The following is an 11,045-nucleotide window of genomic DNA, read 5'->3' on the forward strand; positions in this document are numbered from 1 at the left end:
GAGCTGGGTGGGAAGATGAATAACTTGGCTGTCATCCCGTGATGCGATAGTCAGCTCGGTGGAGATCCTGGGATTAATTTCAGTCTCTCCCTGAACCCCTTTAAAAATGCCGACTCTAGCTTCGAGTGCAAAAGCTTGCTCGGCAGGATTGACAGCTATGCTATCAACACTGTCATTAAAAGAGCCATCCAGCAGGCTGGCATCTAAACACGCATGGGCCATCAGCTTAGCGACCTTAACATGCATCTTATCCAGACCTGGATGAAAATAGCTGCGCAGGCTAACAGGAGCATTAGCAGGATTTGTGCAGCGAATGGCTATCTGGAACAAACTTCTTAAACCTAACTCTTGATGTAATTCGCGAAATTGCGCGACCAAGGGCGAGAAACTATCGGCATCGACATAACAAATGCCCACTGAATCTAATGCAGCCTGAGCCTCTTCTGGATTGCTCGCCCGAGGAATATTAAGTCCCTCAACATGAGCCGCAATATGCTTTCTGTGACTGAGCGATCTAGGATCTCCGTGCAGTAGTACACGTTCACCTTGATTGGCCAGCACTTTTGCGGCGAGCAATAGCCAGGGCAATAATTCACGTTTTCCAGCATAACAAGGCCAGTCGATGCTCACATCGAGATTTGACCACTCGGCGCTCATGGTTGATTTTATCCCTAAGGCCGCGCCAGCCACTTCCTCACCGGTTTCTCCCCTGACCCGCATCAACATCAACGCCGCAGCGAGCTGCACCTGAGTGCCAATGCCGTCAGAGAAGCCTCTGATAAGAAAGTGCGCCTCACTGAGCGTCAAAGCCCGGCAGCCTTTCTCACCTCGCCCTAATGCTTTTATCAATGCTTGATAGGCTTGCTTCATAGATATCACAGCCTCTTATTATTTTCATTTAAAACAGAGTCATTGTCTCAACTGTTAATGAACATTAGTCTTCTTCATCACAATCAAACTCATGTTTTATCGGCAGAAGAATCTAAGCAGATTCACTCATATCTTTATCACTGGAAATGACATTATTTTTGCTGCACTCAACTTGATTGATTAGCTGTGCAAGCGCTTGTCCCACAGCAACCACGTCACCCACTATCATCAAGGTCGGACCCGACACTTGGAGCTGACTGGCCACTTCGGCCATGGTCCCTAAGGTTGCAAAGCTGAGTTTTTGCTCGACTCTAGCCCCGTTACTGATAAACACCATAGGCAGTGTGATACTTGCCCCCGCCGTTAACAGACCAAGGGCGATATCCGCCGCCTGCTCTTTACCCATATAAAATACTAGCGTCGACTGGGCAGTTAGCAGCGCCTGCCAAGCGACGCCAGTCTGGGAAGAATCATCGATGACAGTGCCAGTCACTAAGGTCACTGATCGTGCCACTCCTCTGTGAGTCAGGGGGATCCCAGCACTGGCGGCGCAGCCTAATGCGGCTGTGATACCGGGGACAAATTGACTCTTGATACCATGTTTAGCCAGATACATGGCCTCTTCACAACCACGACCAAATACATTGGGATCGCCGCCTTTTAATCGTACGACCTTGAGTCCCCGCTTCGCACACGCCAGCAGCAGCTGGTTAATATCATCTTGCTTGGCACTGGGCATGCCACATCTCTTGCCGGCAAAGTGCATCTCACACTCATTCGATGCCAGCTCAAGAATATCTTCACAGACCAAGCTGTCATAGATCAAAGCGTCCGCAGAGGAGATAAGACGGGCAGCTTTCAGCGTCAGTAGCTCAACATCACCGCAACCCGCACCAAGGATAGCCACTCTGTGCGAGGCAGAGATATCCCCGAGGTTTACATTGTTGCTATGTTTCAATTCAATAATATCGGCACTTTCCATCTCATATCACCCACTAATGTTCGCGATAAATATAAGATTGCAACCAACGCGCCAAGATTCAACCAACTGATAATTAACAATAAAAAAATTAGCTGGTATTGTTTTTTGATAAAATGAGCAAAGAGAGTGCAATCAGTAGGTCGAAGCAGTAACAAGTTGCACCACTATGGGGCTCACGGATCACACGCAGGATGAGTCGAGGATGGGGTAGTGACTACGGCTTATTGGCACAGCTATACCTCAATGGCTTGCTATAGAGCAAAGACAAAAGTAGCCAAGGGTATTGCGCTATTTATACTGATGCTAGAGGTGTGTTCAGCGGCTAAAAGATTTTTATTTAGTGATTTATTTAATGATTTATTTAATGATCTTAAAGGTTAGCCCTTAATTTTATAAAGGCTAATCTCAAATATTTTTTACTCTAGTAGCTGCGTATTTACTGCTCCGCGAGTGCAATGCTTGCCATCTTCATGGTACTTGCAAACGATTCTGCACCAGCAATAAACAAACCGTTATGACAAAACATCGCATCATCTATGCCTGTTGCTTTTTGAAGAGCTGCGCCGTTTAATCCTGCCCACGCTTTTGGTAGCGACTTTCTATCTTCGAATGAACCAAGTTCTGCTGGTACGGTTTGAACTCTCCATTGCCCTGACTGAGATGGATAAACAACATATAAAGCCGCTTCAGATAAGGCATGAACAGTTCTTTTCCAAGGTGTATATTTTTCTAATACAATCACTCTTGGATCTTCAGCATCATCAATCGCTTTAGCCACAATCGCTTTTGCGCTAATACCACCGTTAGCCGAAGCAATAAAGCGTGTTAAAACCCGTGATGCAAAGTCTACCGCTTCGTTAAAGCTAGCATCAAAGTCACCCTCTTCTTGCCAAGTTGGGTTAAACATGGAAATAGTGTGACTAAGACTAATACCTGTAGCAACACCAGTAACATAGCCGCAATCAATAGCATCGATGGTCGATACTAAACCCGCATCGACTGATGTCGCTAACTCTTGATCACCCTGACAAATTTCTAAGCCATATTTTTTCCAAATTAAGCCAAAAGATGAATACGGGATACCATCTTCACGCTCACCTGCTCCACCACGCTGATGATGATCAAAGCGGCCTGCGTCCGGATCATACTCTCCACCGACATCAAGCACGACATCTGCTTTAGCAATAATGACAGCATTACGTGTCCGTACGAGATTAAAAGCCGGAAAAACACACTTAAGTGCTGCGATACTGAAAACATCATCGGCATGAAAATTACCATCGTGGGTTACTATCGTTATATCATTCATCAGTTTTTATCATTTTAGGAAGAAATTAAGAAGGGGCAGGTAAAAGATCTTACCACAAATTATAGACTGGATTCTATATTAACCCTGTCGACAACCGCTGATTATCGTTATCTTGCACGACACAGTTGTTATTACGACATCCATTCTCCAAACGTAAAAATGGGAGCCTAAGCTCCCATTTTTCAAGCACCTGATAACCAGATACTTTATTTAAACGCTTATTTCAGCTCTTATTTGAGAACTGACTCAGCAGTGCGGCCATCATCGTGGCAGCTATCACATGTTGGCGTGTCACCGACATTCATGTCATGGGGAGCATGACAATCGGCACACATCAAGTTGCCTTCATGTGGTTGGTGTACTGCATCCATCTCATCTAGTGTACCGTGACAGCTCTGGCACTGTTCAAACTCAAATGCGCCGTCAGCAGAAGGCTCGCCATCTTCATGACAGGCTTCACATCCATCCATCTCTACATGCATTTCTGCAAGTTCTTGTGGCTCAGCCATAGCTACTGGTGATAAAGCTAATGCTGCCAAAGCAGCACCGAATAATGCACTTAGTATTTTTTTGCTCACAATCATATCCTCTTATAATGACAGCATAGTGGCGTTTTATGAGTTAACCCCATCTTGCTCTCAACAGTCTTAGCACGACATTGCATAAAATAGCTAAGGAACTGCAAATACGCAACTTATCTTGGGCTTAGTATATTGCCAAAGCGAGTGTGAAACTGTGCGCTTAATCAAATTACTCTGTTAATAATGTACTGAATTCAGCAATATAGTAAGCCTCTACATGAATATTATGTGAAAGCAAATCAATACTGAGGTTTCACAATAGTTAAAATTCAGCAATAAGACTGAATAACTACGCAATAAAACCTCATAAACTAAAGCTAATGATATTCATTATTATTCGAGTATTTACTTAGAATAAGATTTTTAGCGAGAATTGCATTTCCCATGTTCCGATGACAATAAAGTTAACATCTAGCTAAATGTGACAGCCACATAGAAATGGAGAATTGGCATAAACGTTCCCGTCACAAAAACGGGAGCCTAGGCTCCCGTTTGGTTTATAACGATTTCTGACTAGTGACTAGCTTGCACGCAGAGCTGCGATACGCTTCTCTAGTGGCGGATGACTCATCATGAATTCAGACATAGACTTCTTACCATTGATCCCTAGTGCAGACATCTGTGCAGGCATGGCACCCGATGCAGGCCCTTGACGCAGACGCTCAAGAGCTGCAATCATCTTGTCCTTACCCGCAAGTTTAGCCGCGCCTTGGTCGGCCTTGAACTCACGAATACGCGAGAAGTAGGCCACTATGATAGAGGCCAGAATACCGAATAACATGTCTAGGACAAACACCACGCCCATGTAAGCGAACATGCCCAAGCCTTCGCCTTCTTCATCATTGCTGGAAACGAAGTTATTGATGATGCCAGCAACGACACGGGCAGCGAAGATAACGAAGGTGTTAACCACACCTTGAATAAGAGTCAGTGTGACCATGTCGCCGTTTGCCACATGACTCACTTCGTGGGCAAGCACACCTTCAATTTCATCTTGATTCATGCCATATAGCAGACCACTACTCACAGCAATAAGGGCTTTATCTTTACTGGGACCCGTCGCAAAAGCGTTAAGCTCTTCAGACTGATAGATAGCCACTTCCGGCATCTTGATACCGGCCTGCTTAGCCTGACGAGCGACAGTCTCGACTAACCAACGCTCGGTATTATCACGAGGAGTGGTGATGACTTCACAGCCCATGGTCTTTTTGGCCATCCATTTAGAGATAGCGAGACTGAGAAAGGCGCCACCAAAACCAAAAATAGCAGCGAAAACGAGCAATCCGCCCATGGTAGATGTATTAACACCGAGTAGTGACATCACGATTGAGGCCACCAGTAAGATTGCCATGTTGGTCGCAATCAATAAAAAAATACGCATAAAATAAGCTCCTGTTGGGTACTTGAGTACCTGATGTTGCGTTCTAAAGACATAATATGTCCGAATGGCGAGAATTCAAGGGGAGAATAGTAAAAAAATGTACATCTAAACAAATTCAATTCAATTCGGGATCACTTTAAACTCGCAAAATACTCATACCATTCCATATAAGTATCTGGTCAGTTCAGAGACTCTCAGCTTTTTCAATTCAAGGCGCATTGATGAGGAAATGGTTATTCCCTTTTAAGTCAATGTAACACTGAAGTGGAACGCTGAGAGCCTCACGCAATGCGGCCGATGTTTAAAGAAAAGGGCAAAGCCCTTTATGCTAGGTTGAATGTTCTCGATATACGACTCCATGGATGCAGGAGCTTGTTGCCGAGAATAACTATTAGCTTCAAACATTCGCCTTGCCTACAGCGCTTTGAACTCCCGCTGAATGATCAAATACTTACTCGGAATTGTATATCTATATAGGGAGCAGCAGTCTAGGAGGCTTACATTAAGCAAAGCTTAAATCCTAACTGCTATCTTAACTACAGCTGACAATAAGCGATAAAGTTAGTTAACCGGCAACTGCCCTTCACTGATGACCTTAAATAAGGGTAAGCTAAGCGGTCTATGAAACTAAGGCAGCCAGATTCAGATGTTCAGCGGCCGCTGCCGCAGTAGCTTCACTGAGATAGGGCACCACGCCTAAACATGAAGAAGGCATGAGTTGGTGTAAGCTCGCCAGGTTCTCATCCAGGCAGCGGGTCTGTGGCTCCACGATATTAGCGACCCAGCCGGCGACGGTTAATCCATCGGCTATGATGGCTTCATATGTGAGCACAGCATGATTTAAACAGCCTAGTTTCACTCCCACGACCAAAATTACCGGCACATCTAAGGCCTGCACCACCTCAGAGAGAAAGTGACCCTGCCCTAAAGGCAGACGCCAGCCCCCCGCCCCTTCGATAAGGCACACATCATTATCATGTAGCTCTGCTGCAACGATACTTTGCTGTATTGGGGCCAGTATCGCAGCTGGGCTGATGTCCACTCCTGTCTGTGACGCTGCAATATGCGGCGCAATCGCGGGCAAGAATGAGATAGGATTTACCCGCTCATAATCCAACTTGATACTGGACTCTTCTATGAGTGCCAGCGCATCACTGTTTCTCAAGCCCTTCTCCGTCGGCTCACAACCCGAGGCGACAGGTTTAAGGCCTAAGGTACGGCCATAGGCTTGGCTTTGGCTCATTTTATACAAGAGCGCCGAAGTCACTAAGGTCTTACCGCTATCTGTGTCAGTTCCGGTGACGAAATACTTCATAGGTAAATCTCTTGATTGTGTTGCTGAGCTTTTACAGAAATAGTAGCAATCTGATAAGTCAGCGGCAGGCCTTGCGCAGTTCGGCTCAACTCTGCTATCGCCAATAACTTTTGCCAATCGCCTCTGCCACGGATTTCCTGGCTTGGCTTGGCCTTAATACTCCCATTGTCATTGTCATCGCCATGAATAGAGGCGCCGACGCCCTTAATGGAATAGAGTAAGGATTTCAAATCGGCAAAATAGACGCTAACCGCCGTCGTCTCAGCAGCAATAATCTGCCACTGTTCCCTATCGAAATGACTCAGGATCTCCTCCAGCGACCGAAATGCATTCACCCTAAAACCTAATTCTGCCAGCTCAGCTAAGCTGTCTTGGGCAACAATTGCCAGATGATATTCCCCCCCGGCTTTAAGCACCCGACCCGTCTCATTGAAACTGGTTGAAAGGTCGCCGCACCACTGCAGCGCGAGATTAGAATAGGCACTGTCAATCGAGTTATCAGGCAGAGGAATGGATTCGGCATTGGCGCAAATCGTCTGATAATCGGGGAAATCCAGCTTAACCTGCTCGAGCATACCTTGAGCGATATCTAATGCTATCACCTGGTTGACCGATGAAAACTGACTGAAATCAGTCCCCGGCCCCGAACCTATGTCCAGCATGACCCCTTGGGGAGTCATGGCGTCAAAAAGCTGCATGCTGGAGAGTTTCTGCACTCTGTCATGTTCATGGTAATGCTTTGCCGCAGCGGAAAATCGCTGAGCAACGGTTTGATCATTAACGCTTTGTGCTACCCTTTGATTCACGTCTTCGGGCTCCTTGCTATCACTATTTAAAATTACCCTAAGCTGGTGCTCAGTCCATCCACTAATCTATCGATATCATCACGAGTATGCATAGCAGTGATAGTCATTCGTAGTCGCGCTGAGCCTTTAGGCACTGTTGGAGGACGAATAGCCCCCACCCAGAGCCCTAACTGCTTAAGCTTGTCGGCAACGAGCAAGGTGGTATCAACATCACCCAGTACCAAGGGCTGAATTGCAGTGCAAGAATCGGTCAACTTGATGTCGACCCGTTCACATTGCAGCCTAAAATAACCAATGTTATCACTGAGTCTTCGAGCCAGTGAGCTATCTGTATCAATCAAATCCACCGCGGCCAGCGCGACGCTGGCATTCACGGGAGAAATGGCAGTCGAGTAGATATACTCTCTGGCATTAGCGACCAGAAAATCGATCACCTGCTGACTGGCTAAGATGGCCGCGCCTTGACAGCCCAAAGCCTTACCGAAGGTCACCACCTGAATATCGGCAATCTTGGCATCGACTAACGGCGGCATCTGCACCCCAAAACCATGGGCATCATCGACTATCAGACAGACATTATTCTGTTTACAGAGTCGAGACAGGGATGAGAGCGGTGCTATATCACCGTCCATGCTAAAAATACTTTCGGTTACTAAGGCGGTGGGAACTCGCAGCTTCATTATGCGCTCGGCGCTGGCGATATCGTTATGTAAGAATCGCTTCAACTGAGCCTGGCTATCTCTTAAGCCATCGATGACTGAGGCATGCATCAGCTTATCTGCCATCACGGTATCGCTTGAGTCGAACAGGGTCTTCATCAAGGCCGTATTGGCACTGAAACCAGAGCAAAATAACAAGGCCGCCTGATGGCCGGTGATCTTGCACAGCCTCTGCTCCAATGCTAAATGTGCCTCGCTGTAACCTGTCACTAAAGGTGAAGATCCGCTGCCAGCGCCGTAACGTTTGGCACCATCGCACATGGCATCGATTAACTGAGATGAGCGAGATAAGCCAAGATAGTCATTACTGCTAAAATTCAGGTAATGCTTACCCTCTAACGTGAACGATAACGCGCCGTCACTGGGTAAGCTTGCTGAAATAGCATGCCTGCGCCGCAGCAAGCCTTGACTGGCAAGCTGGGCCTGAGCCTTTTCAATCTTATCAAGCAGTGAAGTACTCATCGCCCTTGCTCACTCGAGAGCCAATTTAGCACACTCATCAAATTTATAGGGCCGCTGCATCGTAGAAGGCGGCACTCTTTTTATCTCTGATGGCATTCGCCTTAGCCGTCGCCTTAACAAACACGGCCTCATCATCTTCGATCGTGGCATACTTGCCCTGCTCAGGATGTAAACCTAGACGCTTAAACAGAGTCATATCTTCGTTTTCTTCCGGGTTGTTGGTGGTTAATAGCTTACAACCGTAGAAGATAGAGTTAGCCCCGGCGAAGAAACACATGGCCTGCATCTCATCAGACATCTTCTCACGCCCTGCCGACAAGCGAACTCTGGAATAAGGCATTAAGATCCGCGCCACGGCAATCGTACGAACAAATATTAAGGGATCGAGATCGTCGATATTCTCGAACGGCGTGCCGGCGACTTTAACCAGCATATTAATAGGCACAGAATCAGGATGCTGCTCCATGTTCGCTAGCTGCTGCAATAAACCGGTACGATCGCTTGCCTGTTCGCCCATGCCAACGATGCCGCCGGAACAAACTTTCATGCCGGCCGCGCGCACATTAGACAGGGTATCGAGTCTGTCCTGATACGTTCGCGTAGTAATGATGTCACCGTAGTACTCGGGAGAGGTGTCTAAATTATGGTTATAGTAATCCAGTCCCGCCTCTGCCAGCTCGCCGGCTTGCTCCGGAGAAAGCATGCCTAAGGTCATGCAGGTCTCCATACCCATGCCTTTGACTTCGCTGACCATATCTTTCAAATAAGGCATGTCTCTCGGGTGCGGATTACGCCAGGCGGCGCCCATACAGAAACGTGAAGCACCGGCAGCTTTAGCACTGCGAGCCTCGGTCAACACCTTATCAATCTCGATGAGTCGCTCTTTCTCCAGACCCGTGTCGTAACGGGCACTCTGGGGGCAATATTTACAATCTTCGGGACAAGCGCCGGTTTTAATCGACAATAGTCGGCTGATCTGCACTTCGTTTGGATCGAATACCTGGCGGTGTAATGAATGCGCCTTAAACAGGAGGTCATTCATAGGCAAATCATAAAGTTCTGTTATTTCATCACGTTGCCAATCATAACGTAGCTGTATATCCGACATTTAACTTTCCCTTTTTGCTCAATATAATTTGTTTTTATCTTGCCTAGGATACCTGCAGGTCGTAATCTGTCAACGCCAACCAGTCAAACAGGTTTACTAACGGTCAATATATGAACAAAAGCAATTCTGATATCAGTCCTAGTATCTCAGCAACGACCCTTCCTACATCTAAGCGTCCAACGTCCAGCATGGACCTTGAATTTGATAAGCAGCACATCTGGCACCCTTATACCTCAATGAACAACGCCCTGCCGGCGTTCGGTGTCGTATCGGCAAAAGAGTGCCTACTCACCTTAGATGATGGCCGTCAGCTGATCGATGGCACCAGTTCCTGGTGGGCCTGTGTTCATGGTTACAGTCACCCCGCCATCGTCGACGCGATGCAGACACAGCTAAGCAAACTCAGCCATGTGATGTTTGGTGGCATCACCCATCAACCCGCCATCGAACTGTCAAAAAAACTGCTCGCCATGACCAGCGAGAACCTGACTAAGGTGTTTCTGGCTGATTCGGGCTCTATTGCCGTCGAAGTGGCGCTTAAGATGGCACTGCAATATTGGCAAGGCAAAAATCAGCCAAACAAACAGCGCATTCTCACGGTTAAGTGCGGCTATCACGGCGATACCTTCGCCGCCATGAGCATATGTGATCCCGAGGGCGGCATGCATACCATGTTCGGCGACTCAGTCACTCAGCACGAATTTGTCAGCGCACCACAGGCCAGTTTTGGCGCCAGTTTTAATCCCAGCGAACTGGGCGAGATGCGGGCCAAACTTGAGGCTATGCACGCTGACATTGCCGCTGTGATCATAGAGCCTATTCTCCAAGGCGCCGGCGGCATGCGTTTCTACCACCCGGATTATCTGGTTGGTTTGCGTCAGCTTTGTGATGAATTTAAGGTACTACTGATCCTCGATGAGATAGCCACGGGCTTTGGCCGTACCGGCAAGATGTTTGCCTATGAGCATGCCAGAATCAATGGACACACAGTCGAGGCCGATATCCTCTGTTTAGGCAAGGCGCTCACCGGCGGCTATATCTCTCTCGCTGTCACCTTATGCAGCGATGAAGTCGCACAAGGGATCAGCGACTCCCCTGCCGGCGTCTTTATGCATGGCCCCACCTTTATGGGGAACCCGTTAGCCTGCTCCGCCGCCTGTGCCAGCTTAGATTTATTGGCTACTAACCAGTGGCAAGGACAAATCGCCAGCATAGAAGCTCAACTGAAAACTGAACTGGCAGAAGCCATCGATTATCCCCAGGTGAAAGATGTGCGGGTACTGGGCGGCATAGGGGTTATAGAGATGAAGTCGACCGTCAATACTGCAGAGCTGCAGCAAGAGTTTGTCGAACTCGGAGTCTGGATCAGGCCTTTTTCGAATCTCATCTACATCATGCCCCCTTATGTGATCACACCGGAGCAGTTGACTAAGCTCACCTCGGCGATGAAACGAGTCGCTGGCACAATTTTACCCTACAAGCATGAAGGTTTTATCAGTAATGGCTAATGTT

General features: G+C 47.5%; 10 protein-coding genes. 1 reads left to right on the forward strand and 9 read right to left on the reverse strand.

Annotation, left to right across the window (positions count from 1 at the left end; all coding sequences use genetic code 11):
• From HRU42_RS11355 to bioB, 9 genes are all read right to left on the reverse strand, one after another.
• The coding region (locus HRU42_RS11355) for a glycosyl transferase (RefSeq protein ID WP_295031214.1) at positions 1–870 on the reverse strand (870 nt) is incomplete at its 3' end.
• A 112-nt stretch (positions 871–982) separates the two neighbouring features.
• Entirely contained in the window at positions 983–1,852 is an 870-nt protein-coding gene (cobA, locus tag HRU42_RS11360; protein ID WP_295031216.1) for a uroporphyrinogen-III C-methyltransferase, read from the reverse strand.
• Between the two features lie 436 nt (positions 1,853–2,288).
• Entirely contained in the window at positions 2,289–3,161 is an 873-nt protein-coding gene (locus tag HRU42_RS11365; protein ID WP_295031218.1) for an MYG1 family protein, read from the reverse strand.
• Between the two features lie 230 nt (positions 3,162–3,391).
• Positions 3,392–3,739, reverse strand: coding sequence for a cytochrome c3 family protein (locus tag HRU42_RS11370; protein ID WP_295031220.1), 348 nt, complete (start codon positions 3,737–3,739; stop codon positions 3,392–3,394).
• Between the two features lie 523 nt (positions 3,740–4,262).
• Entirely contained in the window at positions 4,263–5,123 is an 861-nt protein-coding gene (gene htpX / locus HRU42_RS11375) for a protease HtpX (protein WP_295031222.1), read from the reverse strand.
• A 619-nt stretch (positions 5,124–5,742) separates the two neighbouring features.
• On the reverse strand, positions 5,743–6,438 hold the full coding sequence (bioD, locus tag HRU42_RS11380) for a dethiobiotin synthase (RefSeq protein WP_295031223.1): 696 nt from the start codon (positions 6,436–6,438) through the stop codon (positions 5,743–5,745).
• The gene (locus HRU42_RS11385; RefSeq protein WP_295031224.1) at positions 6,435–7,244 is read right to left on the reverse strand and encodes a methyltransferase domain-containing protein; all 810 of its coding nucleotides are present in this window, start codon (positions 7,242–7,244) and stop codon (positions 6,435–6,437) included. The genes bioD and HRU42_RS11385 overlap by 4 nt, the downstream gene beginning before the upstream one ends.
• Positions 7,245–7,276: 32 nt before the next feature.
• Complete coding sequence (locus tag HRU42_RS11390; protein ID WP_295031225.1) at positions 7,277–8,425, reverse strand: 8-amino-7-oxononanoate synthase; 1,149 nt, start codon at positions 8,423–8,425, stop codon at positions 7,277–7,279.
• Positions 8,426–8,468: 43 nt separating this feature from the next.
• Positions 8,469–9,533 carry a biotin synthase BioB gene (gene bioB, locus HRU42_RS11395; protein WP_295031227.1) on the reverse strand — a complete coding sequence of 355 codons (1,065 nt, stop codon included), beginning with the start codon at positions 9,531–9,533 and terminating at the stop codon, positions 8,469–8,471.
• A gap of 188 nt (positions 9,534–9,721) precedes the next feature.
• On the opposite strand from bioB, the gene bioA reads away from it, so the two are divergent.
• Positions 9,722–11,041, forward strand: a complete 1,320-nt coding sequence (gene bioA, locus HRU42_RS11400) for an adenosylmethionine--8-amino-7-oxononanoate transaminase (protein WP_295031278.1) — start codon at positions 9,722–9,724, stop codon at positions 11,039–11,041.
• The last annotated feature ends 4 nt before the right edge of the window (positions 11,042–11,045 follow it).

The organism is Shewanella sp., from assembly GCF_013214165.1.
Taxonomy (GTDB): domain Bacteria; phylum Pseudomonadota; class Gammaproteobacteria; order Enterobacterales; family Shewanellaceae; genus Shewanella.